General features: G+C 67.5%; 23 protein-coding genes and 1 tRNA gene. 12 read left to right on the forward strand and 12 right to left on the reverse strand.

All coding sequences use genetic code 11. From position 1 onward, the window contains the following. The first annotated feature begins 173 nt into the window (after window positions 1-173). On the forward strand, window positions 174-686 hold the full coding sequence (locus ACZ0AA_RS01005) for a hypothetical protein (RefSeq protein WP_463511898.1): 513 nt from the start codon (window positions 174-176) through the stop codon (window positions 684-686). Between the two features lie 29 nt (window positions 687-715). Here ACZ0AA_RS01005 and ACZ0AA_RS01010 read toward each other — a convergent pair. After that, window positions 716-788: transfer RNA gene (locus ACZ0AA_RS01010), tRNA-Leu, on the reverse strand. Window positions 789-1,137: 349 nt separating this feature from the next. Here ACZ0AA_RS01010 and ACZ0AA_RS01015 point away from each other — a divergent pair. The 3 genes from ACZ0AA_RS01015 (at window position 1,138) to ACZ0AA_RS01025 (ending at window position 4,349) form a co-directional block, all read left to right on the forward strand. Further along, window positions 1,138-2,385 carry a type III PLP-dependent enzyme domain-containing protein gene (locus tag ACZ0AA_RS01015; RefSeq protein WP_463511899.1) on the forward strand — a complete coding sequence of 416 codons (1,248 nt, stop codon included), beginning with the start codon at window positions 1,138-1,140 and terminating at the stop codon, window positions 2,383-2,385. Further along, window positions 2,382-3,695, forward strand: coding sequence for a D-arabinono-1,4-lactone oxidase (locus tag ACZ0AA_RS01020; RefSeq protein WP_463511900.1), 1,314 nt, complete (start codon window positions 2,382-2,384; stop codon window positions 3,693-3,695). The genes ACZ0AA_RS01015 and ACZ0AA_RS01020 overlap by 4 nt, the downstream gene beginning before the upstream one ends. Window positions 3,696-3,782: 87 nt before the next feature. Further along, window positions 3,783-4,349, forward strand: coding sequence for a LemA family protein (locus tag ACZ0AA_RS01025; RefSeq protein ID WP_042542063.1), 567 nt, complete (start codon window positions 3,783-3,785; stop codon window positions 4,347-4,349). A 90-nt stretch (window positions 4,350-4,439) separates the two neighbouring features. On the opposite strand, the gene ACZ0AA_RS01030 is transcribed toward ACZ0AA_RS01025, so the two are convergent. Both ACZ0AA_RS01030 and ACZ0AA_RS01035 read right to left on the reverse strand, forming a co-directional pair. Beyond that, complete coding sequence (locus ACZ0AA_RS01030; protein ID WP_463511901.1) at window positions 4,440-4,925, reverse strand: hypothetical protein; 486 nt, start codon at window positions 4,923-4,925, stop codon at window positions 4,440-4,442. Beyond that, on the reverse strand, window positions 4,922-6,184 hold the full coding sequence (locus tag ACZ0AA_RS01035) for a winged helix-turn-helix domain-containing protein (protein ID WP_463511902.1): 1,263 nt from the start codon (window positions 6,182-6,184) through the stop codon (window positions 4,922-4,924). Before ACZ0AA_RS01035 ends, ACZ0AA_RS01030 begins: the two co-directional genes overlap by 4 nt. Before the next feature lie 79 nt (window positions 6,185-6,263). Between ACZ0AA_RS01035 and ACZ0AA_RS01040 the strand changes: the two genes are divergently transcribed. Together ACZ0AA_RS01040 and ilvA are read left to right on the forward strand one after the other, a co-directional pair. Next, a complete protein-coding gene (locus ACZ0AA_RS01040; RefSeq protein WP_463511903.1) occupies window positions 6,264-7,460 on the forward strand; it encodes an AI-2E family transporter in 1,197 nt (398 codons plus the stop codon). Continuing rightward, complete coding sequence (gene ilvA, locus ACZ0AA_RS01045; protein ID WP_400861449.1) at window positions 7,457-8,686, forward strand: threonine ammonia-lyase; 1,230 nt, start codon at window positions 7,457-7,459, stop codon at window positions 8,684-8,686. Before ACZ0AA_RS01040 ends, ilvA begins: the two co-directional genes overlap by 4 nt. Before the next feature lie 79 nt (window positions 8,687-8,765). Here the strand turns inward: ilvA and greA are convergent, their stop codons facing one another. Then, a complete protein-coding gene (greA, locus tag ACZ0AA_RS01050; RefSeq protein ID WP_053095514.1) occupies window positions 8,766-9,254 on the reverse strand; it encodes a transcription elongation factor GreA in 489 nt (162 codons plus the stop codon). Window positions 9,255-9,350: 96 nt separating this feature from the next. Then, entirely contained in the window at window positions 9,351-9,737 is a 387-nt protein-coding gene (locus ACZ0AA_RS01055) for a DUF4307 domain-containing protein (protein WP_311260036.1), read from the reverse strand. A 69-nt stretch (window positions 9,738-9,806) separates the two neighbouring features. On the opposite strand from ACZ0AA_RS01055, the gene ACZ0AA_RS01060 reads away from it, so the two are divergent. Then, complete coding sequence (locus ACZ0AA_RS01060) at window positions 9,807-10,091, forward strand: hypothetical protein (RefSeq protein WP_400861445.1); 285 nt, start codon at window positions 9,807-9,809, stop codon at window positions 10,089-10,091. Window positions 10,092-10,107: 16 nt separating this feature from the next. Here the strand turns inward: ACZ0AA_RS01060 and trhA are convergent, their stop codons facing one another. Beyond that, window positions 10,108-10,788, reverse strand: coding sequence for a PAQR family membrane homeostasis protein TrhA (trhA, locus tag ACZ0AA_RS01065; RefSeq protein ID WP_463513807.1), 681 nt, complete (start codon window positions 10,786-10,788; stop codon window positions 10,108-10,110). A 144-nt stretch (window positions 10,789-10,932) separates the two neighbouring features. Between trhA and ACZ0AA_RS01070 the strand changes: the two genes are divergently transcribed. The 4 genes from ACZ0AA_RS01070 to ACZ0AA_RS01085 all read left to right on the forward strand — a co-directional run bounded on the left by ACZ0AA_RS01070 (window position 10,933) and on the right by ACZ0AA_RS01085 (window position 15,879). Beyond that, window positions 10,933-11,712: an isoprenyl transferase gene (locus ACZ0AA_RS01070; protein ID WP_400864629.1), complete on the forward strand. Its 780-nt coding sequence runs from the start codon at window positions 10,933-10,935 to the stop codon at window positions 11,710-11,712. Between the two features lie 204 nt (window positions 11,713-11,916). Further along, on the forward strand, window positions 11,917-13,299 hold the full coding sequence (locus tag ACZ0AA_RS01075; protein WP_400861442.1) for a PhoH family protein: 1,383 nt from the start codon (window positions 11,917-11,919) through the stop codon (window positions 13,297-13,299). 142 nt (window positions 13,300-13,441) lie between these two features. Next, entirely contained in the window at window positions 13,442-15,673 is a 2,232-nt protein-coding gene (locus ACZ0AA_RS01080; RefSeq protein WP_463511904.1) for a carbon starvation CstA family protein, read from the forward strand. After that, window positions 15,673-15,879, forward strand: a complete 207-nt coding sequence (locus ACZ0AA_RS01085) for a YbdD/YjiX family protein (protein WP_463511905.1) — start codon at window positions 15,673-15,675, stop codon at window positions 15,877-15,879. The genes ACZ0AA_RS01080 and ACZ0AA_RS01085 overlap by 1 nt, the downstream gene beginning before the upstream one ends. Before the next feature lie 134 nt (window positions 15,880-16,013). Here the strand turns inward: ACZ0AA_RS01085 and ACZ0AA_RS01090 are convergent, their stop codons facing one another. From ACZ0AA_RS01090 to xseA, 6 genes are all read right to left on the reverse strand, one after another. After that, window positions 16,014-16,850, reverse strand: a complete 837-nt coding sequence (locus ACZ0AA_RS01090; RefSeq protein WP_463511906.1) for a DUF559 domain-containing protein — start codon at window positions 16,848-16,850, stop codon at window positions 16,014-16,016. 274 nt (window positions 16,851-17,124) lie between these two features. After that, window positions 17,125-18,540: a class II fumarate hydratase gene (locus tag ACZ0AA_RS01095; RefSeq protein ID WP_463511907.1), complete on the reverse strand. Its 1,416-nt coding sequence runs from the start codon at window positions 18,538-18,540 to the stop codon at window positions 17,125-17,127. Further along, window positions 18,537-19,226, reverse strand: coding sequence for a carbonic anhydrase (locus ACZ0AA_RS01100; protein WP_400861429.1), 690 nt, complete (start codon window positions 19,224-19,226; stop codon window positions 18,537-18,539). Before ACZ0AA_RS01100 ends, ACZ0AA_RS01095 begins: the two co-directional genes overlap by 4 nt. A 2-nt stretch (window positions 19,227-19,228) precedes the next feature. Beyond that, window positions 19,229-19,867, reverse strand: coding sequence for a DUF4245 family protein (locus ACZ0AA_RS01105; RefSeq protein WP_463511908.1), 639 nt, complete (start codon window positions 19,865-19,867; stop codon window positions 19,229-19,231). After that, on the reverse strand, window positions 19,864-20,103 hold the full coding sequence (locus ACZ0AA_RS01110; protein ID WP_042542048.1) for an exodeoxyribonuclease VII small subunit: 240 nt from the start codon (window positions 20,101-20,103) through the stop codon (window positions 19,864-19,866). Before ACZ0AA_RS01110 ends, ACZ0AA_RS01105 begins: the two co-directional genes overlap by 4 nt. A 31-nt stretch (window positions 20,104-20,134) precedes the next feature. Then, the gene (gene xseA / locus ACZ0AA_RS01115; RefSeq protein ID WP_463511909.1) at window positions 20,135-21,427 is read right to left on the reverse strand and encodes an exodeoxyribonuclease VII large subunit; all 1,293 of its coding nucleotides are present in this window, start codon (window positions 21,425-21,427) and stop codon (window positions 20,135-20,137) included. A 75-nt stretch (window positions 21,428-21,502) separates the two neighbouring features. On the opposite strand from xseA, the gene ACZ0AA_RS01120 reads away from it, so the two are divergent. Then, window positions 21,503-22,561: a 4-hydroxy-3-methylbut-2-enyl diphosphate reductase gene (locus ACZ0AA_RS01120; RefSeq protein ID WP_463513808.1), complete on the forward strand. Its 1,059-nt coding sequence runs from the start codon at window positions 21,503-21,505 to the stop codon at window positions 22,559-22,561. Window positions 22,562-22,563: the final 2 nt, after the last annotated feature.

Here is a 22,563-nt window from a genome sequence, read left to right on the forward strand (position 1 = left end):
CCCACTCGCCCGGTTCGCCGTGCTCCGGGTGGCGTCATCCGAGGCGCTGGCGAGTCGGCCGCGTCACATTCGCGGAAGTCGGCATGACAGTCGCCGGCGTATTCGGCGCCTTCGAATGTGCCAGGGTTTCACATGGTGATCCGCACGCGCTCGCAACAGGAAAGGAGTCGTTCATGAGTCAACCCGCTCTGCAGCCCTCCAGACCGGCTCGAACGCGTCGACGAACGAGGTGGCTGATCGCGGTCACCGCTGTCGTTGCGACCGCCCTGGTCGTCGTCGCATTGTTCGTGATAGGTCAGCGGCCCTGGCTCACCACCAACGTGACGATCTCCCTGAACTATGTCGGCGACGACGGGCATACGTACTCCTGCACCTACGACTACCGCACGTCGTCACGCCTGCCGATGCCCGCCGATATCGCCGAGAGCATGAACGAGCGCGACTGGTCGCAGACGGGTCAGCTCATCTACGACTGGGCGAAGAGCCACCCCGCTGATTCCTGGACGACGGAGGATGAGCTGCCCGCGGACGACCCTCGTTCGACGCGGGCGGACGCATCGTGGAGCCTCGCGAAGGATCGGTACGTCGTGTTCCCGCCGTGGACGATCGACACGGGCGACGGGCGCGAATACGAGCTGTGGTGGGAACAACGACCGGGGAGCGACTGCGCAGACGGCCTGCGATGAGTCCCTCATGACCCCGCACTGGATGTGGGTGCCCCCGCTGGGACTCGAACCCAGACTGAAGCGATTTTAAGTCGCCTGCCTCTGCCATTGGGCTACGGGGGCTCCATGCCGTGACTGGCTCAGAGTACACGGGGAGTGGTGGCCGGACGCGCGACGGGCGCTGCGCGGTGGTCTCTCGCGCTGCGCGGCCCTGGGCGAAGGGAGACGGGCGTCCCAGCGCCCGTCTCCCTGTGATGCTGCTGAGACAGCATCGCTACCCCCCGGCAACCGGCCGGACACGGCCGGTGAGCCCGCCACGAATGACGGTCTCACTGATCAAGACGACGATCCACGGTGTTCATTACGACGGTCGCGGCTAAAGTATCGGGATTCCGAATGGGTTGCGCCTTCGCAGTGCAACTCGATCTCAGAAAGAGTGAATCCGAGTCCACCCAACCCATAGGGTGGGGGAGTGCTCGACCTCACCGCCGATCTGAGCCCCGATCAGGGACGAAGCGCCGTCTCGCCCGAGTGGCAGGACCCATCACGATACTGGCCGCGCCTGTCTGCCGCGACCGGCCATCTGCCGGCTCCCGTGGCGGTGATCGATCGTGAGGCGCTGCGCTACAACGCCCTGGACCTGCTGGTCCGCGCGGGGGGACTGCCGATTCGCGTCGCGTCGAAGTCCGTGCGCGTCCGCTCGATCCTCGACGCCGTGCTGCAGCTCCCGGGGTTCAGGGGGATACTCGCCTTCACCTTGGCCGAGGCCCTCTGGCTCGCCGAGACGCACGATGACATCGTCGTCGGATATCCGACAGTCGATCGCGCGGGACTCGCCCAGCTCTTCGAGTCCGAGGAGGCGGCCAGACGGATCACGCTGATGGTCGACGATCCCGCGCACCTCGACATCGTCGACAGCGTCGCGCCTGCGGGCAGCCGCCCTGACATCCGCGTCGCGATCGACGCCGACGCGTCACTGCGATCCGCCGCTCTCGGCCATATCGGCGTGCGGCGGTCTGCTCTGTTCACCGCTGGCGAGGTCGCCGCTTTCGCACGCACGATCGTGCGGCGCCCCGGATTCCGGCTCGTCGGGCTGCAGATGTACGAGGCCCAGATCGCAGGTCAGGGCGACAAGGCCGGAGCGGACGCCCCGGTGATCCGTCTGATGCAGGCTCGTTCCCGATCCGAGCTGCGCGATCGTCGAGCGGCGATCGTCGGTGCGCTGTCAGAGGTCGCGTCACTCGAGTTCCTCAACGGGGGCGGCACCGGCTCGCTCGAGTTCACCGGCAGCGACGAATCGCTGACCGAGGCGAGCGCGGGCAGCGGATTGCTCGGCGGCCATCTCTTCGACGGATACCGGTCGTTCCGCCCGGCGCCGGCGTCCGCCTTCGCTTTCGACGTGGTGCGGCGGCCCGCCGCCGACATCGCGACCGTGCTCGGTGGCGGATGGATCGCGTCGGGCCCCGCCGTCGCATCGCGGCAGCCGCTGCCCGTCTGGCCGCAGGGGCTGCGCACACTGCCTCGTGAGGCCGCAGGCGAGGTGCAGACTCCGCTGCAGGGTCGAGAGGCACAACGGCTCGGCGTGGGTGACCGCGTCTGGTTCCGCCATGCGAAGAGCGGCGAACCCGCCGAGCGCATCGACAGCTACCAGCTCGTCTCGGGCGATGAGATCATCGGCGAGCTTCCGACGTACCGCGGCGAGGGGAAGGCCTTCCTGTGACCCGGATCGGGGGCACCTGGCAGAACTGGGGAAGGTCGGCGCAGGTCACACCGCTTCGCGTCGAGCGCCCCCGCACCCCTGAAGGCGTGCAGCGCGCAGTCCGCGCCGCGGTCGCACAGGGGCTGACGGTGAAAGCGGTCGGTGCCGGGCACAGTTTCACGGGCATCGCCGTGGCACCCGGGGTGCTGCTGGAGCTCGACGACATGCAGGGTCTGGTGTCGGCGGACGCGGCGACCGGACGAGTCACGCTGCTTGCGGGCACTCGACTGCACCGCATCCCTTCGCTCCTCGCACCGCTCGGCCTCGCGATGGAGAACCTCGGCGACATCGACCGGCAGTCGATCTCGGGCGCGATCTCGACGGGGACGCACGGCACCGGAGCGGGCTTCGGCGGTCTCGCGACTCAGGTCGTCGGTGCGACCCTGGTCACAGCCGCAGGGGAGTTCCTCCGAGTGGATGAGAGGCAGAACGCCGACCTGCTTCCTGCGGTCGCGCTGGGCCTCGGCGCCCTCGGCATCCTGGTCGACGTGACGCTGCAGTGCGTGCCGATCTTCCTCATGGAAGCGATCGATGAGCCGGTGCTGCTCGAGGAGGTGCTCGAGACCCTGCACGACAGGGTCGCGGCATCGGACCACTTCGAGTTCTACTGGTTTCCGCACACGGATGTCGCCCTGACCAAAAGGCAGACGAGGGTGCCCGAGTCGACGAGGCGGCAGCCGCTGCCTGTGGTCGGACGTTGGATCGACGAGACGCTGCTCTCGAACGGCGTGTACCGGGCGGTGTGCGCGGCCGGGCAGGCTGTGCCGGCCATCACTCCGCCTTTCAACAGACTCGCGGTGAAGCTCACGGGCGATCGGCGGTACACCGAGTTGTCGCACCGAGTCCTGACGCAGAGCCGCACGGTGAGGTTCCGCGAGATGGAATACGCGCTTCCCGTGGAGAATGTCGTGCCGGCGTTCCGTGCGGTGTGCGACCTCATCGAGCAGCGCGGCTGGCGCATCGAGTTTCCCATCGAGGTGCGCTTCGCGGCGGAAGACGACAGATGGCTGTCGACGGCGTTCGGCAGGGCGAGCGGCTACATCGCGGTCCACCGCTACTGGCGTGCCGACCCGACCGCGTACTTCGAGGCCGTCGAGCAGATCATGATCGAGCACGGGGGGCGCCCCCACTGGGGCAAGCTGCACACGCAGACGGCTGAGCAGCTGAGCGAGAGCTACCCGCGTTTCGCTGACTTCACCGCGCTCCGCGATCGATTCGACCCCGATCGTCGGTTCACCAATCGGTACCTCGATCGGGTTCTCGGCGCATGATCCGGTTCTGTGCCTGGCCGGCGCACCCAGTCGACGCGCAGGCTGCGCCGATAGGATGAGACAAACACGAGGAAGGGTGGGCCTCTGATGGAATGGCTCGTGCCGGTACTGATCGTCGTCGGTGTGATTCTGCTCATCGGAATCTACCTCTGGGCGACCTACAACTCGCTGGTGCAGCTGAACGTCCGCGTCGATGAGGCGTGGAGTGGCATCACGGTTCAGCTGAAGCGCAGGGCAGATCTGATACCCAACCTCATCGAGACGGTGAAGGGCTATGCCTCGCATGAGAAGGCGGTCTTCGAGAACGTCACTCGTGCGCGAGCCGAGACGCTCTCCGCCGGCAGCCCCGGTGAGGCGGGCATCGCCGAGGGTCACCTTCAGCAGGCACTCCGCAGCCTCTTCGCGGTCGCAGAGGCGTATCCGCAGCTGCAGGCGAGCCAGAACTTCCTGCAGGTGCAGCAGGCCCTCGTCGACACCGAGGACAAGATCCAGGCCGCGCGCCGCTTCTACAACGGCGGGGTCCGCGAACTGAACACCAAGATCAAGGTCTTCCCTAACAATCTCTTCGCAAAGGGACTCGGATTCACGGAGCGTGAGTTCTTCGAGGTCGCTGACAGCGGCGCGATCTCCGAGCCGCCCCGCGTGCAGTTCTGACCCGCGAAAAGGCCCGATGCGCACCGGCGCATCGGGCCTTCTGCATGTCCGGTCGCGGGTGGCGAGTCGATCACAGGGCCTGAGGGTCGCTCACCAGACGTCGAGCTTCACCTCGTCACCGTCGACGGTCACGCCGCCGCGGAGCGTCCAGGACTCCGTGCGATACGTCTCGGTCCTCGGACTGCCGTCCTGACCTGTGCCTGAGACGGTGGCCACGAGGATGCCGCCGTCGGCGACGAAGCCACCGTCCGTCAGCTCCAGGACCGGCAGCTGCTCGATGCGGAAGCGGACGTCGTCGACCGCGGCGAACTCGGTGCCCCACGGGATCCTGATCCCGCATCCGTCGGGAACGGCGTCATCGACGACCTCCGCAGATGTGCACTCCTCGAGGTGGTCGTCCAGCGCCTGCTGCGCGGCCGTGCGCTCATCGTTCTCAGGCGTCGGTGCGCCGCTCGTCGCAGTGGGATCGGCCACAGGAGGGACGTCGCTCGATGACAGCCACAGCCATGACGCCGCCCCCACGACGAGGAGCGCGGCAGCGGCGCCGCCGATCGCCCAGGTGAGGCCGCGGTTCACGACGGCACCTCTCTCGCGTGCACATGGCGACGCACCGAGGTGTCCGGGCGAACCGACAGCGCAGCGTGAAGAGCCTCTGCCGCGGTGCCCCACCGCGAGACAGAGACATGCGCGAGGCCCTGCCAGCCCGCTGCGAGCGCCAGCTCTGCGGCGATCCGCTCGGCGTCGGCATCCGGCCTGGCCTGAGGCTCCCACCAGGCCGACTGCACCTGAAGCGTCGACGTCGCGCGGTCGGCCTTCAGATCGACTCGGGCCACGATCCGGTCGCCGACGAGCACTGGCAGCGAGTAGTAGCCGTATCGCCGCTTGTCGGCGGGGACGTAGATCTCGATCCGGTAGTCGAGCTCGAAGGCGCGCAGCGCTCTGTCGCGGAACCAGACGACGGGATCGAACGGTGTCAGCAGGGCGGCGGCGTCGATCCGGCGCGGCAGCACGGCCTCCCGATGTCGCCAGCTCGGGAGCGGGCGACCACCGCGGTCCCACCCCCGCACCGACACCGGCAGGAGCTCACCCGTGTCGACCAGATCGGCGATCGACTGCGAGACCGCCGCGCGATCGCGGATGCGGTGGTAGTCGGCGAGATCCGACTGCGTCGCGACTCCCGACGAGCGCGCCGCCCGACGAGTGAGCTCGCGGATCGCATCGTCCCGCGGTACGTGGCGCGACAGGATGGCGTCGGGGATCACCTGCTCGGCGAGGGCGTAGCTGCGCTCGAAGCCCTTCCGACCGCTGATCGCGACGTCGCCGGTGCGCCACAGGTGCTCGAGCGCGAGCTTGACGTCGTCCCAATCCCACCACGTGCCGCGCTCGCGGGGCGCATCCTCTCGGAGATCCGCCGGTCGCAGGGGCCCCCGCGCCCGGAGCTCGTCCTGCACCCAGCGCAGGGTGCGAGTGTTGGTGCTCATCCAGGAATCGGGGGCCGCCCATCTGGCGCGGAAGTGATCCATGCGGAATCGCCAGAGCGGCCAGTCGTCGATGGGGATGAACGTCGCCTCGTGTGCCATGTACTCGACGTAGTGGGTCGTGCGTGAATGGAAGACACGATCGAACAGGGCCGGTTCGTAGGCGCCCAGGCGCGAGAACAGCGGCATGTAGTGCGACCGCGCGAAGACGTTGACCGAGTCGATCTGCAGCACGCCGAGACGATCCATGACGCGGTGGATGTGTCGAGCCGACACCGCGGCCGGACGTGCACGTGAGAAGCCCTGCGCGGCGAGCGCCATGCGACGGGCCTGGGCGGCGCTGAGGGTGTCGGTCACCTCGTCAGGGTAGCGCCGAGCGCCGACATCTGCGCCCGGCCCGTCACGACCGGCGGCGTCTGCGCCGTAGACTTGGCCGATGAGCGAAGAGCAGCGTCCGCGGCTGAGAGACCTCTTCCGTCCGCGCCCCGTCTCCCTCGACCGCACGGTGACCACCGAGGCCGACGAAGCGGTCCCTCGAGGGCTGCGCGTCACGGCGGCATACTCCTGGCGCATCCTGCTGATCGCCGCGGTGGTGGCCGGATTCATCTGGCTCGTCATCGAGCTGAAGCTGCTCGTGATCCCGCTCATGGTCGGCATCCTCATCACGGCGCTGCTGTGGCCGGGATTCCAGTGGATGCTGCGCCACCGCTTCCCGCGGTGGCTGGCGGTCGCCCTCTCGATCATCGGCACGCTCGCCATCGTGTCCCTGCTGATGTGGCTCGTGATCTGGCAGGTCCGTGCGCAGCTGCCCGACGTGCAGGAGCGCAGTGCACAGGCGGTCGATGAGTTCCGGCAGTTCCTGCTCACGGGGCCGTTGCACCTGAGCGAATCGCAGATCCAGGGGTACATCGACCAGGCCCTCGAAGTCGTCAACGAGCAGACGCAGACGCTCCTGAACGGCGCGCTCGCGGTCGGGACGACCGCTGCGCACGTGGTGACCGGAGCGGTGCTCTCGCTGTTCATCCTGATCTGCCTGCTCGCCGACGGCCGGGGCATCTGGCGCTGGACGCTGCGCCTCTTCCCGCGCGCAGCTCGCCCCGCCGCCGACGCCGCGGCGAGCAACGGCTTCGCCACGATCGTCAACTACGCCCGAACGCAGCTCCTGGTGGCGGCGATCGACGCGGTCGGCATCGGCGTCGGCGCCGCTCTGCTGGGCGTTCCGCTGGCGATCCCGGTCGCCGTGCTCGTCTTCCTCGGTTCGTTCGTCCCGATCGTCGGTGCCGTAGTGACGGGCGCCATCGCCGTCCTGCTCGCGCTGGTCTACAACGGCCCCTGGATCGCGCTCGCGATGCTGGCCGTCGTGCTCGGCGTGCAGCAGCTCGAGGGCCACATCCTCCAGCCGATCCTGATGGGCTCGGCTGTCAAGGTCCATCCGCTCGCCGTCGTCCTGGTGGTCGCCGGGGGCTCGATGGTCGGCGGCATCCCCGGGGCGCTGTTCGCGGTGCCGCTGGCAGCCTTCGTCAACGTCGCAGCGGTGACGGTCAGCACCGGCGCCTGGCGCACCGGCGACCAACCGAACGCAGACCTAATCTGGAGCACAGTGCCGCGCGAGCGCACACGGAGGAATCGATGAGCGCAGTCCCCAGCCTGACCGAGTTCGAGAACGCCGCTCAGAGTCTGGCTGAGGTGATCACGCGAACGCCGACCCTGCCCTCGCGCGCTCTGTCGGATGTGCTCGGTGCCCCGGTCGTCCTCAAGATGGAGAACCTGCAGCGAACGGGATCCTTCAAGATCCGGGGATCCGCATATCGCCTCTCCCAGCTGAGCGCCGAGGAGCGCTCACGCGGGGTGGTCGCGGCGTCCGCGGGAAATCACGCGCAGGGCGTCGCACTTGCGGCGCAGACCCTCGGAATCCAGGCGACCATCTTCGTGCCGATCGGCATCCCGGTGCCCAAGCTGCTGGCGACCAGGAGCTACGGCGCCGAGGTCGTGCTCGAGGGTGAGACGGTGGCTACCTCGCTGCGTCTCGCCGCCGAGTTCGCCGAGCGCACGGGAGCGGTGATCATCCATCCGTTCGACCACCGCGATGTCGTCATCGGGCAGGGCACACTCGGACTCGAACTGCTCGAGGATGCCCCGGATGTGGACACCATCGTGCTGGGGATCGGCGGGGGAGGCCTCATCGCCGGTGTCGCCGCCGCGGTGAAGGCCAAGGCTGCCGAGCTCGGCCGCACCGTCCGCATCATCGGCGTCCAGGCTGAGAACGCCGCGGCGATGCTTCCCTCGCTCGAGGCGGGATACCCGGTCGACATCGAGACGAAGCCCACGATCGCCGATGGCATCCTGGTCGCACGACCCGGCGCCATCCCGTTCGAGATCATCAAGGACCTCGTCGACGAGGTCGTCACGGTGACGGACGACGACCTCGCACGCGCCATCCTGGTGCTGCTCGAGCAGTCCAAGGTGATCGCGGAGCCCGCGGGTGCGGTCGGAGTCGCCGCGATCCTCGCCGGCAAGGTGAAGGCCAGCGGCAAGACCATGGCCGTCGTCTCCGGCGGCAACATCGACCCGCTGCTGCTGCAGCGTGTCGTCTCGCACGGCCTTGCGGCCTCGGGTCGATACCTCACGATCCGCATCCCGCTGCCGGACCGCCCCGGTCAGCTCGCACGCGTGTCCGAGCTCATCGCCCAGGCGGGAGCCAACGTGATCGAGGCCATGCACACGCGGCACGGACACGGTCTGCAGATCAGCGAGGTGTTCCTCGAGCTCAGCGTCGAGACGCGTGGCGCCGAGCATTCCGAGCACACCCTCGACACGCTCCGCCACGCCGGCTTCCAGCCGATCGTCGTACCGGACTGACGACGTCCTGACATGCAGATGCCCCGTCCGAGTGGACGGGGCATCTGCATGTCAGGACGCTGTGTCGGCGTGGCCTGGGTCAGCCCGTGTAGGTCTCGACGTTCACGATCTCTACCGAGATCGCGCGGCCGTTCGGAGCCTCGTAGGACGACTTCTCGCCGACCTTCAGCCCGAGGATCGCCTGCCCGAGAGGGCTGGCCTCGCTGTACACGTCGAGGTCGCTGCCCACGGCGATCTCGCGGCTGCCGAGGAGGAAGACCTCTTCGCCACCGGCGACCACAGCGGTCACGACCGTGCCGGGCTCGACGATGCCGCGGCTCGCCGGTGCCTCGCCGACCTTGGCCGTCTTGAGGAGGTTCTCGAGGGTGCGGATCCGCGCCTCCTGCTTGCCCTGCTCGTCCTTGGCGGCGTGGTATCCGCCGTTCTCCTTGAGGTCGCCCTCTTCGCGTGCCGCTTCGATGCGCTTGGCGATCTCTTCGCGACCGGTGGTGGAGAGGTGCTCGAGCTCGGCGACGAGCCGGTCATACGCTTCCTGCGTGAGGAAGGGAACCTGAGCGTCAGTAGACATGACGAAGCTCCTTCGGTAGGTACCCGGCGACGTTCCGCGGGGGATATGCCAAGACGCCCCGGCACGGTGCCAGGGCGTCATCTGTCTGGCACGAGTCTAGGCGACCCAGCAGCTGTTCACCAAACCTGTGGTCGCGGCTGCGACGGTGGGAACAGTGGCCGAGAGCGCCTGGGAATGCGTGTCTCCGGCAGGGATCTCGACGACCTTCCACCCGACCACTCCGAACTCCTCGTCGAGTGCCTCGACGACGCAGGCCACGTCCTTTCCCTGCACCCCGGTGATCTGGAAGCGCACGGTGACGCTGTGCTCGTCGACCAGGTCGAACCCGAGGTCGTCGGAGTCGACCGCGTTCATCTGCGACGTGACGATCATCCAGCCGAATGCGCCGACGAGCAGCACGGCGAGGGTGATGACGACGATCCACGGACCCCGTCTGGTGCGGGTGCGGCCATAGCGGTCGTCGAGCTGTTGTGCGGTCGTCACAGGGTGGGTCTTCCGGTCGTTAGGCTGGTAACTCCAGGTTATGCGACCTGCGCATGAAAGGCAGACTCCATGCTTGCTCTGACCGAGACCCCGATGCCGACGCCCACGATGACGGTGGCACCGGAGCTGGTCACGCCCGGATTCGTCGGCTTCGCCGCCGTGGTGATCATCCTGATCGCAGTGATCCTCCTGATCCTCGACATGAACCGTCGGATCCGTCGGGTGCGCTACCGCGAAGAGGTCCGGGAAGAGCTCGACGCCGAAGAGGCCGCTCTGGCGGCAGACGAGGCGACCGAGACCGATGCCGATCTGCCGATCGTCCGCGAAGGCGACGACGACCCCGAGAGGCGCTGACGCCGCACGGAGCGGTTCAGGCCCCGAGTGACGGGGACAGCGGTGCCAGGGCGATGAGCAGACATGCGAACCAATGGCACAGGAACGCGAGAACCGTGCACACGTGGAAGATCTCGTGGAAGCCGAAACGGCCGGGCCACGGATTCGGCTTCTTGAGCGCGTAGACGATCGCACCGCCGGTGTAGAGCAGCCCGCCGACGATGACGAGGACCATCATCGTCGCGTTCGCGACGAAGAGGTCGGCGAGGTACATCACCGCCGCCCATCCGAGGAGCAGGTAGAGCGCTACGTAGAGCCATCGCGGGGCGTTGATCCAGAACACCCGGAACAGGATGCCGATCAGCGCACCCGTCCAGACGAAGACGAGAAGCAGTGCCCCCTTCCCCGGGGGCAGTGCGAGGACGGCGAGTGGGGTGTACGTGCCGGCGATCAGAAGCAGGATGTTCGCGTGGTCGATCCGCTTGAGGGTCATCCTGACCTTCGGGCTCCAGTCGAACCGGTGGTAGAGCGCCGAGTTGCCGAACAGCAGCAGCGACGACGCCATGAACACGGCTGCGGCCCATTTGGCGGCGCCGCCCTGCGCGACGATGATCAGCACCACGCCGGCGACCAGCGCGATCGGGAACGTCGCCGCGTGGATCCATCCGCGCCACGTGGGCTTGATCTCGACGGCGGCGTCGTGCGCGGCCTCGTCCATGAGAGGCAGCTGGGGAACGTCGGGTACCGAGGAGTCGGGTGTGCTCACGCCCTCATTTTAGGCGGGTGGTCAGGCCCGGGTGCGTGCACAACCTGAGCGTCAGTCCGTGTCGCTACGGCGTCGGCACGATAGCGTAGGGAGGTGATGTCACGCGATGTTCAGGGGCGGGGGCCGCTGTACCGGCTCTACACCAGCAGGCTTCGCCGACACCTCGACCCGGAGTCGGTGCCGCATCACGTCGCGATGATGATCGACGGCAACCGACGATGGGCGCGTCAGCTGGGTTACGAGACCCCGGCGGAGGGCCATCGTGCCGGTGCCGCGAAGATGCGGGAGTTCCTCGGATGGTGCGACGAGCTCGGCATCCGCGTCGTGTCGCTCTATCTGCTGTCGAGCGACAACCTGCTCAAGCGCGACTCCGCCGAGCTCGCCGACCTGATCGAGATCATCGCGGAGCTCGCCGAGGCCCTGTCGCGCGAAGGCAATTGGCGAGTGAAGCACGTCGGCCGCTCCGACATCCTGCCTGCGGAGCTCGCGAGGGTGCTCGACGACGCGCAGGAACGCACGCGCGACCACACGGGACTGCACGTCAATCTCGCAGTCGGCTACGGCGGCCGCAACGAGATCGTCGACGCCGTGCGCAGCATCGTGACCGCGCACCAGGCTTCGGGCGGCACCATCGAAGACCTCGCCGCGCATCTCACGCCCGAGATGATCGGCGAGCATCTCTACACCGGTGGGCAGCCGGATCCCGATCTCGTCATCCGCACGAGCGGGGAGCAACGGCTGAGCGATTTCCTGCTGTGGCAGAGCGCCCACAGCGAGTTCTACTTCGTCGAGGCGCTCGGACCCGATCTGCGCCAGGTCGACTTCCTCCGAGCGATCCGCGACTTCGCCGATCGCGATCGGCGCTTCGGTCGCTGATCCGCCCCTCGCAGACGGTCGGTCACGACTCGTTAATCAACACGTAACGAACTGGTGGCGTGTCGAGCCGAGCGAATGTCGGCACCTGGTCGTAGCTTCTAGGCATCGGGCAAGGTGCCCGTCGGGTCGGCCTCAGGTTGACGACTCGTGACCCCCTGGTCGACTCGTTCGAACAACCGGGATTCCCCGGGTCGGGAGTGGGTCGTGACCTCACGTACAGCGCAGCAGTCGACAGGCACCGCGCAGCAGTCCACCCGTAAGACGACGACGCGAGCAGCGTCCGCTGATCCTGATCAGGATCTCCGGACCTATGTGCTCGACACGTCCGTCCTGCTGAGTGATCCGCAGGCCTTCTTCCGGTTCGCCGAGCATTCGGTGGTCGTTCCGGTCGTGGTCATCACCGAGCTCGAGGGCAAACGCCATGACCCCGAGATCGGCTACTTCGCCCGTCAGGCGCTGCGTCATCTCGACGACCTTCGTGTCGAGCACGGGCGTCTGGACTTCCCGGTCGAGGTCGGGGAGGGTGGCACGCTCCGCGTCGAGCTCGCCAACACCGATGCCTCGGTGCTCCCGGCCGGGATCCGACTCAGCGACAACGACACCCGCATCCTCTCCGTCGCCATGAACCTCGCGCAGGACGGTCAGGACGTCACGATCGTCTCGAAGGATCTTCCGATGCGGGTCAAGGCCGCATCCCTCGGCCTTCGTGCAGAGGAGTATCTCGCCGAGCAGGCCGTCGACTCCGGGTGGACGGGCATCACCACGCTCGACCTGTCGGGCGATGAGATCAGCGACCTGTACGAGAGTGAGGTCGGCATCAGCGAAGACGCCAGAGGCCTGGCGGTCAACACCGGACTCATCATCCACTCCGAGCGCGGATCCGCGCTCGGCAGGGTCACCGGTGACGGCGAGTACAAGCTCGTGCGTGGCGATCGCGACATCTTCGGCATGCACGGGCGCTCCGCCGAACAGCGGATCGCGATCGACCTTCTCACCGATCCCGATATCGGGATCGTCTCACTCGGCGGGCGCGCGGGCACCGGAAAGTCGGCCCTGGCGCTCTGCGCCGGTCTCGAGGCGGTGCTCGAGCGACAGCAGCAGAAGAAGATCATCGTGTTCCGGCCGCTGTTCGCCGTCGGGGGTCAGGAACTCGGCTACCTGCCCGGTGACCAGGGCGAGAAGATGGGGCCGTGGGGGCAGGCCGTCTTCGACACACTCGGCTCGGTGGTCTCCGGCAACGTCATGGAGGAGATCGTCGAACGGGGCATCCTCGAGGTGCTTCCGCTCACGCACATCCGCGGCCGTTCGCTGCACGACGCGTTCGTGATCGTCGATGAGGCGCAGTCCCTCGAGCGCAATGTGCTGCTGACGGTCCTCAGCCGCATGGGGCAGAACTCCCGAGTGATCCTGACCCACGACGTCGGTCAGCGTGACAATCTCCGCGTCGGCCGCCACGACGGCATCGCCAGCGTGATCGAGACTCTCAAGGGGCACGACCTCTTCGCCCACGTGACCCTGATGCGGTCCGAGCGCTCGGCCATCGCGGCCCTCGTGACAGAGCTTCTGGAGGGAGGCGAGCTCAGCTGAGCTGACCCTCCGACAGCGGATGCCGTGGTCTCACGGCATCCGCTGTCGTGTATTCCGGAGGATGCGTCGGCGATTCGCTTCCGTCTGCGCAGACGTCGGCATACGCTCGTGGCACCGACCGCAGACGATGGAGTGATGCGCGATGAGTGAGACGACGAAGACCGTAGAAGACGACCGGCTGCCGCCCGTAGCAGTGGATGAGAAGCCGCGATGGACACCGCTGAAGGTCGTGCTCTGGGTGGCGATCGCGCTGCTCGGTGGTATCGCCTGGACGATGCTCGCGATCGTCAGAGGAGAGACGGTGAACGCGATCTGGTTCGTGTTCGCGGCGGTCTGCACCTACCTCGTGTTCTACCGCTTCTACTCGAAGTTCATCGAGCGCAACCTGGTCAGGCCGAACGACCGGCGGGCGACCCCCGCCGAATACAAGGCAGACGGCAAGGACTACGTCGCCACGGATCGTCGAGTGCTGTTCGGTCACCACTTCGCCGCCATCGCCGGTGCCGGCCCGCTCGTCGGTCCGGTGCTGGCCGCGCAGATGGGCTACCTTCCGGGCACGATCTGGATCATCGTCGGAGTCGTGTTGGCCGGTGCCGTGCAGGACTACCTCGTGATGTTCTTCTCGATGCGGCGAGGAGGGCGTTCGCTCGGGCAGATGGCCCGCGACGAGCTGGGCCGATTCGGCGGCACCGCCGCGATCATCGCGACGCTCCTCATCATGATCATCATCACGGCGATCCTCGCGCTCGTGGTCGTGAACGCCCTCGGCGAAAGCCCCTGGGGCGTGTTCTCCGTGGCGATGACGATCCCGATCGCCCTGTTCATGGGCGCCTATCTCCGGTGGATCCGCCCTGGCAAGATCACCGAGGTGTCTATCATCGGCTTCGTGCTGCTGATGGCCGCGATCATCGGCGGCGGCATGGTCGCGGAGACCGATTGGGGCCAGGCGATCTTCACGCTCGACCGGACGACGATCGCCTGGGGCATCATCATCTACGGCTTCATCGCCGCGGTGCTGCCCGTATGGATGCTGCTCGCCCCGCGCGACTACCTCTCGACGTTCATGAAGATCGGTGTCATCGTGGCGCTCGCCGTCGCGATCCTGTTCGTGCGGCCAGAGATCACCGTCCCGGCCTTCAGCGAGTTCGCCTCGGGGGAGACCGGCCCCGTCTGGGCAGGGGCGCTCTTCCCGTTCCTCTTCGTGACGATCGCCTGCGGGGCGCTGAGCGGATTCCATGCGCTCATCGCGTCGGGCACGACGCCGAAGATGATCGAGAAGGAGAAGCAGACCCGCTTCATCGGCTACGGCGGGATGCTCATGGAGTCCTTCGTGGCGATCATGGCCCTCGTGGCGGCGATCTCGATCGACCGAGGGCTGTACTTCGCGATGAACTCGTCGCCGGCCGCGACACTCGGCACCGTCGAGGGCGCGGTGGCGTTCGTCAACGGTCTCGGCCTGACCGGAGTGAATCTGACACCGGAGATGCTCACGAGCACGGCCGAGGCGGTGGGGGAGGAGTCGATCGTCTCCCGCACCGGCGGCGCACCGACGCTGGCCCTCGGCCTCGCGCACATCATGCAGCAGTGGATCGGCGGCACCGGGATGATGGCGTTCTGGTATCACTTCGCCATCATGTTCGAGGCGCTGTTCATCCTGACGGCGGTGGATGCCGGCACCCGCGTCGCGCGCTTCATGCTGCAGGACTCGGTGGGCAACGTCATCCCCCGCTTCAAGGACACTTCGTGGCGAGTGGGCGCGTGGATCTGCACGGCGGTGATGGTCGCGGGGTGGGGCGCGGTGCTCATCATGGGCGTCACAGATCCGCTCGGCGGTATCAACACCCTGTTCCCGCTGTTCGGCATCGCGAACCAGCTGCTGGCGGCCATCGCCCTCGCGGTGGTGCTCACCATCGTGGCGCGCAGACGCACGTTCAAGGTCCTGTGGGTGGTCGCCCTGCCTCTGGCGTTCGTCACGGTCGTGACGGTCACTGCCTCGCTGCAGAAGATCTTCTCGAGCGTGCCGCAGGTCGGCTATTTCGCGAATCATGTCGCGTTCAGAGATGCTCTCGCAGCGGGAGAGACGTCGTTCGGCACGGCCACCAGCGTCGCGGCGATGGAAGCGGTCGTGCGCAACACGATGATCCAGGGCATCCTGTCGGTGACGTTCCTCGTGCTGTCGGTGATCGTCATCACCATCTCGCTCATCAAGGTCATCCAGGCCGTGCGTCCCGGCCCTGTCATCGACCACGAGGACCCGGAGGTGCCGTCGCGCCGCTTCGCACCCGCCGGTCTCATAGCGTCGTCGGAAGAACGGGCGGTCGAGAAGCAGTGGAACGCACAGCCCTCGTCCGTCCAGCCGACGAGGGGGCACTGATGGCTGCCGTGGTGACCGACCATGTTCGGCGGGCCTGGCAGATGGTCGCCTGGTACGTGAACGGCGTGACGGGACAGTCGCGGTACACGTCCTACGTCGCGCACGAGCGGGAACGGCATCCCGAGCGAGAGCCGCTCACAGAACGAGAGTTCTGGCGTGCGCACTATGCCCAGCAGGACACCGACCCGGGCGCCCGCTGCTGCTGAGGGGCCGGAGACGACGGATGCGCCGATCTGCACACGTTGCCGCGGTGTGCACATCGATCTTGTCGAAAGGTGTGCGATCTGGGGCATCGTGTGCAATTCGTAACGCAGACTTCGGTGCGGTGGAATCGCGGATGTCAGTCCCGCGTCGACGAACGGTGAATCGCGGCGAGGATGGCCTTCTGGACCTCCGCCCAGTTGTGCACGATCTGCGCGTAATCGAATCGCAGCGTCTCGTAACCTCGAGCCGAGGCCGCCGAGTCTCGCACCAGATCCTTGTGCCGATGTGAGGCATCGTCGTGATTCGACTTGCCGTCTGCTTCGAGGATCAGTCGCCTGTCGATGACGAAGTCGACGCGCCCGACTCCGTCGATCGTCACCTGGCAGTCAAGCCTGATCCCGAGGAGATGCAGTCTCAACCGCAGCAACGACTCCAGACCGCTGTCCGCATCCGACCGTGCGATATCGACGAGCCAGCGCGCGTTCTGGGGGAGCGCAGCTCGCACCTGTCCACGTGCAGCCTTCGAGAGCTTGCCGAGTCGCCAGGCAGACTCGTAGGCCGCGAAGAACGCTTCGTCGCCGGCGCATCGTCGGAAGTGCACGAGCGCGACGGCGAGAGAGGCCGTAGAGAGAGGGCGAGTCCCCCGGTAGTAGTGGATGACGCAGGTGCAGTCGGGATGCTGATGGCCATGACGGCCGGGACCGAGCCAGACGTGCACGGCGAGTGCCGTGGGCAACGTCCAGATTTCGTGCGCTCGGAGTACGGTCACACAGGTGGTGGCACCCCCGTGCATGACAGCTGTGCGCACGTCGTCCGGTACTGGACCTGACGCGAAGACGCCGGGGCGCAGCCGCTCGATCTCCCCGGAATCGACCCTGCGTGACAGCGTGCGTCGGTCGAACCCGAGACCCTCGAGCCGGGAACCGCGCGCGATGCCGCCGAGTCGCTGAATGGTGTCGGGTGCAGAGAGCATGACGACCACCCTGCCGCCTGCTCGGCGACGCTCCCCGACGCGAAGCCGCGATGAGTGGACAACCGAGCCGGAAAGAGGAGGGGTGGAGGTTGAGTGACTCGTCCCAGGCTGCACAGCCCGTCACGCACAGCGACCATGCGCCGTGCATCAGTGTGCAGGACGGGACGTCGTGTGCAGAACGGGCGAACGGTCGGACGCCGGGCGACAGGGGCCGGAGACGACGGATGCCGCAGGGACTCGGTCCCTGCGGCATCCGTGTGTCAGCGACCGATGATCAACCGGGGTGGGTCATCGACAGCAGGTCGAGCTTCTCGTCGAGCTGCTCGAGCGTCAGGTCGCCGCGCTCGACGTAGCCGAGGTCGATGACCGCGTCGCGCACCGTGATGCCCTTCGCGACCGAGTGCTTGGCGATCTTCGCCGCCGCCTCGTAGCCGATGAGCTTGTTGAGCGGGGTGACGATCGACGGGCTCATGCCGGCGAAGGCCGCGGCGCGGTCGAGGTTCGCCTGCAGTCCGTCGACGGTCTTGTCGGCGAGCACGCGCGAGGCGTTCGCGAGCAGTCGGATCGACTCGAGCACGGCCGTGCCCATGACCGGGATGGCGACGTTGAGCTCGAACGAGCCGGAGGCGCCGGCCCACGCGACGGTCGCATCGTTGCCGATCACTCGGGCGCACACCATGAGCACAGCTTCGGGGACGACCGGGTTGACCTTGCCGGGCATGATCGACGATCCGGGCTGCAGATCGGGGATGTGCAGCTCGCCGAGACCCGTGTTGGGGCCCGAGCCCATCCACCGCAGGTCGTTGTTGATCTTGGTCAGCGAGACCGCGATCGTGCGCAGCGCGCCCGACGCCTCGACGAGTCCGTCGCGGTTGGCCTGAGCCTCGAAGTGGTCCTTCGCCTCCGTGATCGGCAGCTCGGTCTCGGCTGCGAGCAGCTCGATGACCTTCTGCGGGAAGCCGAGCGGAGTGTTGATGCCGGTGCCGGTGGCGGTGCCGCCGAGAGGGACCTCTGCCACGCGAGGAAGTGCGGACTGCACGCGCTCGATGCCGAGACGCATCTGACGGGCGTAGCCGCCGAATTCCTGGCCGAGGGTGACCGGGGTGGCGTCCATGAGGTGCGTGCGGCCGGACTTCACCGCGTCCTTCCACAGCTCGGCCTTCGCCTCGAAGGCGACGGCGAGGTGGTCGAGCGCGGGGATGAGCGTGTCGATGAGTGCCTGCGTGACGGCGATGTGCACGGAGGTGGGGAACACGTCGTTCGACGATTGCGAGGCGTTCACGTGGTCGTTCGGGTGCACATTCGCACCGAGGATCCGCGTCGCGAGAGTGGCGAGCACCTCGTTCATGTTCATGTTCGACGACGTGCCCGAGCCCGTCTGGTACGTGTCGACCGGGAACTCGCCGTCGTGAGCGCCGGAGGCGACCTGGTCGGCCGCCTGGGCGATCGCGTCGGCGATGGCGCCGTCGAGGGTGCCCAGCTCCTTGTTCGCGAGCGCGGCAGCCTTCTTGATGCGTGCGAGCGCAGCGATCTGCGTGGATTCGAGGCCCTTGCCCGAGATGGGGAAGTTCTCGACGGCGCGCTGCGTCTGTGCTCCGTAGAGCGCGTTCACGGGCACCCGCACCTCGCCCATGGTGTCGTGCTCGATGCGGTACCCCTGCGCGTCTGCGCCGCTGTGCTGGTCGGTCATTCCGAACCCTCCTTGGTTGCGGGGCCGTGCCCCTCGGTGTCGTTTCCGTCTGTGTCGATTCCGACCGTGATGACGGGCACCGCTGTGCCCTCGGCCAGACGGTAGTTGGCGCCGACGATGCCCAGACGGCCGTCGGAGACAGCCTGCGAGATCACCTCGGACGACTGCAGCAGGTCCCGGACCGTGTTGCGCAGGTGCTCCTCGCCGACGAGCTCCGCGTCGATCTCGTCGACCGTGGTGCCGCCGCTCTCGGCCAGCACCTTGCGGGCCGCCGGGACGATCGGGGCGATGAGCTTCCAGATGTGCGGGGGCAGGGGAGCGGCGTCGATGGCCGTTCCGTCGATGGCGGCACGCACGGCGCCGCATGAGTCATGTGCGAGGACGACGATCAGGGGCACGTTCAGCACGGCGACCGCATATTCGAGGCTCGCGACGATGGACTCGCCGATCACCTGGCCGGCGTTGCGCACGACGAACAGGTCGCCGAGTCCGAGGTCGAAGATGATCTCAGCGGCGAGGCGCGAGTCGGAGCAGCCGAACAGGGTCGCGACAGGATGCTGCGCGGCGGCGAGGTGCTTGCGGCGAGCCACATCCTGATTCGGATGCCGGGGTGCGTCATCGACGAATCGCTGATTGCCGTCCTGCATCTGCTTCCAGGCAGCAGCGGGGGTGAGCGCGTGGGTCATGTTCACTCCGAGAGGTCGCGGATCTGGGGGACGAGAGACTCCGCGAGTTCCGCGGTGGAGTCTGCGGAACGCGAACCGTAGAGCAACAGGTAGTCGTCACCCGCCTGGGTGCCGATCGCATAGGTGATGTTCTGCTTCGCGCCGGCATCGCCGAGGTCGTAGACATCCCAGTCCAGGCCGCCGATCGACGTCGTGTCGGTGGGGGCGGTGCCGTTGAGACGCTGAGGGGCCCAGGAGGAGTCGGCGTCGAAGGCCTGCGCGAGCTTGATGAATCCGCGCTCGTCCTCCGCGGATGGTGCCAGAGTGACGTCCCAGACCACGGTGGCGCCGCTCGTGAGCTCTGCGGTGTTGACCCGCCAGAAGTCCGCCAGATCGGGCACGATCACGGGGCGATCCATGGTGGACTCCACGTCGGCGGCGATGCCGACCACGTCGATCTTCTGCGTGGTCGCAGGTTCTCCGCGGGGAACGGCCAGCACGATCACCGCGACGATGGCGAGTGTGACGATCAGCGCGGCCACCAGGCTGCGCACGGTCTGGCTCGAGCGGTAGGCCTTGCTCGAGGCGGCCTTGCGTGCGGCTGTCTCGTCGGGCGTCTCCGGACGCCCGAGCTCGGCGACGATGGGAGCCTGCTTGCTCACGATTCGTCTCCCTCGGCGGTGCCGGTCGACGTGGCGCGCGCGGCCTCGAGGCGACGCTTCGCGCCGAGCAGCCATTCCTCGCAGCGAGCGGCGAGGGCCTCGCCGCGCTCCCAGAGCGCGAGCGACTGCTCGAGGGTCGGAGCGCCCTGTTCGAGTTCGGAGACGACCTTCACGAGCTCATCTCGAGCGGCCTCGAATGACAGCGTGTCCACGGGGGTGTCATTCAGCGCACTCACGCCTCCATCCTACGCCGTGCGCAGGGCGCGCTCAGCCGGAACGAGGCACCGGTGCTTCCTCGATCTCACCCTCGGAGCGCGCCGCGATCGAGCCGCGGTCGACTGTGATCGTCAGGCCGCTGCCGGCCGGCGCGTCCGCGGCGTCGCGGAGGATCACTCCGCCGTCGAGATGGGCGATCGCGTAGCCGCGCGACAACGTGGCTGCAGGAGAGAGCGCCCGCAGTGAGGCCCGTAGCTCGCTGGTCGCGCGACCGGCTGCATCATGCTGGCGCCTGATCGTGTCGCGGCCGCGCGAGAGCAGCAACCACACGTCCTGAGATCGCGACTCGATGATCGGATCGGGGGAGCGCAGAGAGGGGCGCGAGCGCAGCTGCTCGAGTTGCGCGATGTCGTGCGAGAGCCGCTGCGTCAGTCTGGTCGTCGCTCTCGAGCGCAGCTGCGCGATCAGAGCCCTCTGCTCGCTGACATCGGGGACGACGCGTTTCGCGGCGTCCGTGGGAGTCGATGCGCGCAGATCAGCGACGTCGTCGAGCAACGGGTGATCGTTCTCGTGCCCGATCGCGCTGACGATCGGAGTGGACGCAGCCGCCACGGCCCTCACGAGACGCTCGTCGCTGAACCCGAGAAGCGTCTGCGGATCACCGCCACCTCGGGCGATGACGATCACATCGACATCGGGGTCGGCATCGAGACGTGCCAATGCGGCGAGGGTCTCCGGCACGCACCGGTCGCCCTGCACGGCGGCGTACTCGGTGCGGAACCGCACCTGGGGCCAGCGCAGCTCCGCGTTGCGGTGCACGTCCTTCTCGGCATCGGACTTCTCGCCGGTGATCAGTCCGATCACGTGGGGGAGGAAGGGCAGGCGCTTCTTGCGGGAGGGGTCGAAAAGGCCCTCCCGACGCAGCTGCAGGCGGAGCTTCTCGAGCTTCTCGAGCTGATCGCCAAGACCGACGTGCTTCATCGCGGACACGGCGAAGCTGAAGTCGCCGGCTTTGACGAAGTAGTCGGCCTTGACCGCCGCGACGACGTGGTCGCCCACGGCCAGATCGCCGGGGATCCGCGGGCGGACGCTCGACCAGATCCGGATCGAGATCTGCGCGTCGGATCGCGTGTCCTTGAGGCGCGCGAAGATGTTGCCGCCGCGCACGTTCCAGGAGGTGATCTCGCCTTCGACCCACACGGTGTTCCAGCGGGCCACGAAGTCGCGGATCGTGCCGTTCAGGCGCGCGACCGAGGTGGGAGCGTCGGCCGACGAGTCGCGCGGAGCGACCGCATCCGCCGGCGGGGACTCGCCGGGGCTCGTCGTGGCTTCGAAGACCGTCATCCGCTCAGTGCACCTTCCCGCTCCTGCTCAGGTTGTCGACGGTAGAATTCAAGAGTGACCTCGACTGCCGTACATCTGCCCCTTCCGCGCGTTCCACGAGTACGTGGCGCGGCCGGGCGGCTTCAGGATAACCCGGTCGTCGGGAACAAGCGTGTTCTGCTCGCCGCTCCGCGGGGGTACTGCGCCGGGGTGGATCGCGCGGTGGTCGCCGTCGAGAAGGCCCTCGAGCGCTACGGCGCTCCCGTCTACGTGCGCAAGCAGATCGTGCACAACATCCACGTGGTGACCGAGCTCCAAGACAAGGGCGCGATCTTCGTCGAGGAGGTCGACGAGGTTCCCGAGGGCGCTCATGTCGTCTTCAGCGCGCATGGCGTCTCGCCAGCTGTCGTCGAGGCGGCATCCGATCGCGGACTCCACGCGATCGACGCGACCTGTCCGCTGGTCACCAAGGTGCACCGCGAGGCCGTCCGGTTCGCCCGCGACGACTTCGAGATCCTGCTCATCGGCCACGAGGGGCACGAGGAGGTCGAGGGCACGGCCGGGGAAGCCCCCGAGCACGTGACCATCGTGAACTCCCCGGCCGAAGCCGACACCGTGCAGGTGAAGGATCCGTCGAAGGTCGTCTGGCTCTCGCAGACCACGCTCTCGGTAGACGAGACCATGGAGACGGTGAATCGCCTGCGGGCTCGGTTCCCCGAGATGCACAATCCGCCGTCGGATGACATCTGCTACGCGACCCAGAACCGCCAGGTCGCGATCAAGAAGGTCGCCGCGAACGCCGATCTCGTGATCGTCGTCGGGTCGGCGAACTCCTCCAACTCCGTGCGCCTGGTCGAGGTCGCACTCGAGTACGGTGCCAAGGCCGCCTACCGCGTGGACTACGCCGAAGAGGTCAAGCAGGAGTGGCTCGACGGCGTCGTCACGGTGGGCGTCACCAGCGGCGCCTCCGTTCCCGAGGTCCTCGTGCACGAGGTGCTGGAGGCGCTCGACGGCGCCGGCTACCGCGACGTCGAAGAGGTCAAGACGGCGGAGGAGGACCTGATGTTCTCGCTGCCGAAGGAACTGCGGCAGGATGCTGCGGGCCAGCGCGACGCGCGTGCGCTGGGGGGCCGTTCTTCCAGCGGGAACGCCTGACG

This window comes from Microbacterium sp. AC035 (assembly GCF_979258485.1).

What these genes read in the sequence shown, in the direction of transcription:
- ACZ0AA_RS01005 (WP_463511898.1), top strand. Translation starts at nt 174, where the DNA reads ATGAGTCAACCCGCTCTGCAGCCCTCCAGACCGGCTCGAACGCGTCGA.
- ACZ0AA_RS01025 (WP_042542063.1), top strand. Translation starts at nt 3,783, where the DNA reads ATGGAATGGCTCGTGCCGGTACTGATCGTCGTCGGTGTGATTCTGCTC.
- ACZ0AA_RS01040 (WP_463511903.1), top strand. Translation starts at nt 6,264, where the DNA reads ATGAGCGAAGAGCAGCGTCCGCGGCTGAGAGACCTCTTCCGTCCGCGC.
- ilvA (WP_400861449.1), top strand. Translation starts at nt 7,457, where the DNA reads ATGAGCGCAGTCCCCAGCCTGACCGAGTTCGAGAACGCCGCTCAGAGT.
- greA (WP_053095514.1), bottom strand. Translation starts at nt 9,254, where the DNA reads ATGTCTACTGACGCTCAGGTTCCCTTCCTCACGCAGGAAGCGTATGAC.
- ACZ0AA_RS01060 (WP_400861445.1), top strand. Translation starts at nt 9,807, where the DNA reads ATGCTTGCTCTGACCGAGACCCCGATGCCGACGCCCACGATGACGGTG.
- trhA (WP_463513807.1), bottom strand. Translation starts at nt 10,788, where the DNA reads ATGGACGAGGCCGCGCACGACGCCGCCGTCGAGATCAAGCCCACGTGG.
- ACZ0AA_RS01070 (WP_400864629.1), top strand. Translation starts at nt 10,933, where the DNA reads ATGTCACGCGATGTTCAGGGGCGGGGGCCGCTGTACCGGCTCTACACC.
- ACZ0AA_RS01080 (WP_463511904.1), top strand. Translation starts at nt 13,442, where the DNA reads ATGAGTGAGACGACGAAGACCGTAGAAGACGACCGGCTGCCGCCCGTA.
- ACZ0AA_RS01085 (WP_463511905.1), top strand. Translation starts at nt 15,673, where the DNA reads ATGGCTGCCGTGGTGACCGACCATGTTCGGCGGGCCTGGCAGATGGTC.
- ACZ0AA_RS01090 (WP_463511906.1), bottom strand. Translation starts at nt 16,850, where the DNA reads ATGCTCTCTGCACCCGACACCATTCAGCGACTCGGCGGCATCGCGCGC.
- ACZ0AA_RS01095 (WP_463511907.1), bottom strand. Translation starts at nt 18,540, where the DNA reads ATGACCGACCAGCACAGCGGCGCAGACGCGCAGGGGTACCGCATCGAG.
- ACZ0AA_RS01100 (WP_400861429.1), bottom strand. Translation starts at nt 19,226, where the DNA reads ATGACCCACGCGCTCACCCCCGCTGCTGCCTGGAAGCAGATGCAGGAC.
- xseA (WP_463511909.1), bottom strand. Translation starts at nt 21,427, where the DNA reads ATGACGGTCTTCGAAGCCACGACGAGCCCCGGCGAGTCCCCGCCGGCG.